At 70.7% G+C, this 4188-nt stretch carries 4 protein-coding genes; 2 read left to right on the top strand and 2 right to left on the bottom strand.

Annotated elements, in window-relative coordinates; translation table 11 throughout:
- Positions 1-71: 71 nt before the first annotated feature.
- Both Q1N79_RS10565 and Q1N79_RS10570 read left to right on the top strand, forming a co-directional pair.
- Positions 72-887 (top strand): SAM-dependent methyltransferase, encoded by an 816-nt coding sequence (locus tag Q1N79_RS10565; protein WP_300607582.1) that lies wholly within the window; start codon positions 72-74, stop codon positions 885-887.
- Between the two features lie 350 nt (positions 888-1237).
- On the top strand, positions 1238-1792 hold the full coding sequence (locus Q1N79_RS10570) for a PaaI family thioesterase (RefSeq protein ID WP_300607585.1): 555 nt from the start codon (positions 1238-1240) through the stop codon (positions 1790-1792).
- 58 nt (positions 1793-1850) lie between these two features.
- On the opposite strand, the gene Q1N79_RS10575 is transcribed toward Q1N79_RS10570, so the two are convergent.
- Together Q1N79_RS10575 and Q1N79_RS10580 are read right to left on the bottom strand one after the other, a co-directional pair.
- Positions 1851-3794 (bottom strand): metallophosphoesterase family protein, encoded by a 1944-nt coding sequence (locus tag Q1N79_RS10575; protein ID WP_300607587.1) that lies wholly within the window; start codon positions 3792-3794, stop codon positions 1851-1853.
- A gap of 87 nt (positions 3795-3881) precedes the next feature.
- On the bottom strand, positions 3882-4188 hold a 307-nt coding region (locus tag Q1N79_RS10580; RefSeq protein ID WP_300607591.1), incomplete at its 5' end, for a hypothetical protein.

Raw genomic sequence — 4188 nt, forward strand, 5'->3', positions numbered from 1 at the left:
ACTCGCCGACGCTGATCACGTTATCATGGCGTTTTCAGGGACGATCGCGCCGTGCGGGAGGTGCAGGCCGGATGGCCGCAGAGACCGGGCCAGACAGGGGCCCGTCAGTCGCGAAGCTGGACACGACCGTCCCGCACTCGGCCCGGATCTGGAACTACTGGCTGGGCGGCAAGGATAACTTCGCGGCCGACCGCGAGGTCGGTGAGCAGCTGCGCCAGGTTTACCCAGCGATCGTCGACTTGGCGCGCACCGACAGGCAATTCCTGCGGCGCGCGGTCAGCTACCTGGCCGGTGAGGTAGGCATCCGTCAGTTCCTGGACATCGGTACCGGACTGCCCACGGCGGACAACACCCATGAGGTGGCCCAGCGGGTGGCTCCGGAGAGCCGCATCGTCTACGTCGACAACGACCCAATGGTTCTCATCCACGCGAGTGTGCTGCTGACGAGCGGCCCGCAGGGCGCGACCGACTACATCGAGGCTGACTTCAGGGATCCCGACACGATCCTGGCAGCGGCCGCCAGGACGCTGGACTTCACGCGGCCGGTAGCGGTGATGCTGCTGGGGATCCTGGGACATTTCTCCGACGACGAGGAAGTGGCCTCGCTCATCCGGCGGCTGATGGCTGCCGCGGCATCCGGCAGTTACCTGGTCATCGCTCACGGGTCGAACACCAGCGAGGGACTGCTTGCCGCGCAGCGGCAGTATAACGAGAGCGGCGCCGACCCCTACCACCTGCGCGGCCCGGACCAGCTCGCCCGGTTTTTCGACGGCCTGGATCTCGTGCCGCCCGGCTTGGTGCCGGTCCCGCAGTGGCGGCCAGACCCCGGCTCTCTCCCCTCCTCCGACGCGGTCTTCTCCTACTGCGCTGTCGGCCGTAAGAAGTGACCGCACCTGGCGCCGCGGCCTGACCTATGCCGGCTTAGGCCGGCTGGGCCGGCTGGGCCGGCCAATCAGGCGCGCCCTCACATGTTCCGCATCTTCAGGAACCGGCGGATGTCGTCCTTGCCCGCCAGCACCGCCACACACGCGGCTGTGACCGCTCCCGCAGACGCCAGCACAAACCACTTCTTCATCTCCGCGCACCTCCTCAGCCGGGGTCAGGAACAGCAGCATCATGCCCGGCCGGGCCGGCCGGCAATCAGGGACGAACGTCCCCCCGCTCAAGTGGGTTGTATAATCAAATCCACCCCGGATGCGGGGGCAGGACCGGTCAGCGAGCCGTCGAGGAGAGCGTCATGACAGATGCGGAACAGGCAGCCGTCGCGGCTGGCGTACAGGACTGGGGAACGCCGGCGGCCAAGATCGTCGAGTGGTACGACCCGATGATCACCGCGGCGGCCGCGCGCCGCCTGCCTGGCCTGGAGTTCCTGCGGGCCATCATGGACGGCAAGCTGCCGCCCCCGCCGATCGCGTCGCTGCTCGGCTTCCGCCCGGTCGAGATCGAGCCGGGCCGCGTGGTCTTCGAGGGAACGCCGGACGAGTCGGTCTACAACCCGATCGGCGTGGTGCACGGCGGGCTTGTCTGCACGCTGGCCGACACGGCGGCGGCGTGCGCCGTGCACACGACGCTCCCGGCGGGCGTCGGGTACACCTCGATCGACCTGAACGTCAGCTATACCCGGCCGGTCACCAGGGACAGCGGGTCCTTGCGCGCGGTCGGCACGGTCGTCAAGCCGGGCAGGCGAGTCGCCTTCTCCCGCGCGGAGATACTCGACGCGGCCGGCAAGGTCGTCGCCACGGCCACGAGCAGCTGCCTCGTCATGCCGCCGGCGGGAGACGCGGAGGGCTGACCGCGGCCAGCCAGGGAGCCAGCCGGGGCGAGCCGCGCGCTACCCGGGGCGAGCCGCGCTAGCCGGGGGCGAGCCTGGTCAGGACCTCGCCCGCGATGCGGGAGAAGACCACCCGGTCCAGTTCCCTGCCCTGTTCGTCGATGAAACGGAGCGTCATCGTGGTGCGCTGCCCGCGCGCCGCCGGGGTCACGTCGAGCGCGACGAAGCCGTAGTCGTCATACCGGGCCTGCGACCAGTCGACGGTCTCGTAGGTCTTGCTGAAGTCGCGCTCGGTGACCCACGGCCCGGTCTTGGTCGCGGCGTCCCCGACGACCGTCGTGCCGCTGCCCGTGCCCGCCGCGAAGTTGCGGTCCGTCTGGTTGACGCCGGTCCAGCCGTAGCGGGGCGTGCCCGCGGTCCCCGCCACCACGTAGGTCGTGCCGTCCCTGGCGGGCTCGACCTCGGCGGGCTCCTGCGGTGAGCGGGCGACCGCCTGCTTGCCCGAGCGCGCGCTGTTGGTGGCCGGGTCATAGCTGAGCGGGTTGGTCCGCTCATACACGTGGTTGTGGCCCTGCACCACCAGGTCGACCTGGTAGCGGGAGAACAGCGGCGCGAGCGCCGAGCGGACGCCGCCGTCTGAGCTGTGGCCGTTGCAGGTGGAGAACGCGCACTCGTGGAAGAACGCGACGATGAAGTCGATCCGCGGGTCGCTTCGCCACGCCGCCAGCCGGTCCTCAAGCCAGCGGGCCTGGGCGCCGTCGCTGTAGCCGGTCAGGCCCTGGAACTCCCAGCACAGCTCGTTGGCGTCCAGGCTGACGATCCCGACGTTGCCGTAGCTGAAGCTGTACACGGACGGGCACCCGGACGGCCCTGTCGTCGGCAGGTCCAGCCGCTTCACGACCCCCCCGTAGCCAAGCGGCCCGTAGGCGCCGACGGTCGCCTTGCCTGCCGCGACCTGCGCGGAGAACAGCTCGGCCTCGTGGTTGCCGGTGGCGAACATCCACGGGATCGTGGCGGCGCTCGGCTCGATCATCGGGAACCAGCTCGTCCAGATCCACGGGTCGTAGTATCCCCAGCCCAGGCTGTGCTCCGGCGGTTCCGGCGTGTTGCCTGAGGACGGCTGGTGCCCGTTGGGGCCGTCGGGGTTGATGATGAACTGGATGTCCCCCTTGGCCTGCGCGTAGCACAGGTCCCCCGCCTGCAGGTTGAACCGGGACGGGGTGCCGTTGGTCAGGTTGCGGACTCGGGTGATCTGCCTGATTACCGAGTTGGTGGTGTTGACCTTGGTGTTCGTCGGGTCGTCCGGGTCGGTGGACTCGAACGAGCCGTTGTTCCACATGCCCCACACGGACTCGGGCAGCAGCGAGGGGTCCCGGTCGAGCGACGGGCCGGGAATGCCCTCGTCGGCGAAGGCGGTGAACGTGAACGGCTCGGTCACCTCGCCCGGGGCGGTCAGGAACGTGGCGTCGGCGGTGGCGCCGCTCTCGCGGCGGGTGGCGTACCGGAAGCGGTAGTGGTATTCGGTGCCTGGGGTCAGGCCGGACAGGTGCGCGTGCACGAAGAACTGGTCGGCGTTCAGCGTGCGGGAGGCGCGCAGCACCCCCGGCTCGCCGTCCCACACCGGGACATGGGTCAGCAGCTCCCGGATCTCCGCCTCGGCGGTGTGCCCGTAGGAGCGGTCGGTGCCGTACTCGAGCCAGACCCGGACCGACCGCGGCGGGAGGGCGTTGTACTGCCGCAGGTTGAACAGCTGGCCGCCGACCCACATCTGCGTGCCCGGGTCGTTCCCGAACGCGAGGTGGCGGCCGTTGACGAGGAAGCCGTCCGCGATCGTCCCCATGCTGGCCGCGGCGGCCGCGACGGCCTGGCCTGACCACTTTCCCGGTCCGAGCAGCAGGGTTCCCGCGGCGGACCCGACCGGGCCCTTGAAGATCGTCCGGCGGCTCACGACCTGGCGGCGCAGGTGGGCCATCCACTGCTCATACTGCTCGGCGAGCGGACGGTGCCGCCGCGGTGCTTGCATGGCAGGATCTTAGCGACGCCCGGGCCAGCGGGAGAAAGCCGGCGAAAAAGGCCCCCGGCGCCGTGACCGGGGATCCCGCTGGCCGGGTCAGCGGCGGATGTTCGAGCAGGACACCGTCACCCAGGCCGGCTTGCCCCACGCGCGGATGGAAATCGTGCCGGTCCGGCTGTGCGCGCAGCTGTCCAGCCACGACGCCGCCACGGGCCCCCACCAGCCGTTCGTGGTGCGCTGGGTCAGGTACCTGTAGTCGGTCACCCAGCCGACCGCCAGGACGGCCACGAGCGCGCCGGCCGCGAGCACCGCGCGGAGCCGGGGCCGGATGGCGGCCGCGCCGGGGACGGCGGTGGGGACGGCGGTGGGGACCGCGCCGGGGACCGCGCCGGGGACCGCGCCG

This window comes from Trebonia sp., from assembly GCF_030042015.1.
In the GTDB taxonomy this organism is placed as follows: Bacteria; Actinomycetota; Actinomycetes; order Streptosporangiales; family Streptosporangiaceae; genus Trebonia.